Origin of the sequence: Microbacterium sp. GbtcB4, from assembly GCF_019091465.1 — a bacterium.
Lineage (GTDB): Bacteria > Actinomycetota > Actinomycetes > Actinomycetales > Microbacteriaceae > Microbacterium > Microbacterium paraoxydans.
Genome location: NZ_JAGXJJ010000737.1, coordinates 1 through 230 on the forward strand (window position 1 = coordinate 1; position 230 = coordinate 230).

1 pseudogene is annotated in these 230 nt (G+C 71.7%); it reads right to left on the reverse strand.

Annotation, left to right across the window (positions count from 1 at the left end):
* Positions 1-230, reverse strand: a pseudogene (locus KVS71_RS19450) (bifunctional 3,4-dihydroxy-2-butanone-4-phosphate synthase/GTP cyclohydrolase II); the annotation flags it as partial.

Sequence of the window (230 nt, forward strand, 5' to 3'; positions counted from 1 at the left end):
CGCAGCTTGTTGATGAGCCCGATGCCGCGCCCCTCGTGCCCCCGCATGTAGATGACGATCCCGCCCTCGCGGTCGTTCGCGTCCAGCGCGGCATCGAGCTGCGGCCCGCACTCGCACTTCTGGGAGCCGAACGCCTCGCCGGTGGGGCACTCGGAGTGCACGCGCACGAGGGCGGTCTCGGACGGCTCGCTTGTCACGACGGCGATGTGGTGGGGGGCGGTGACGGGGTC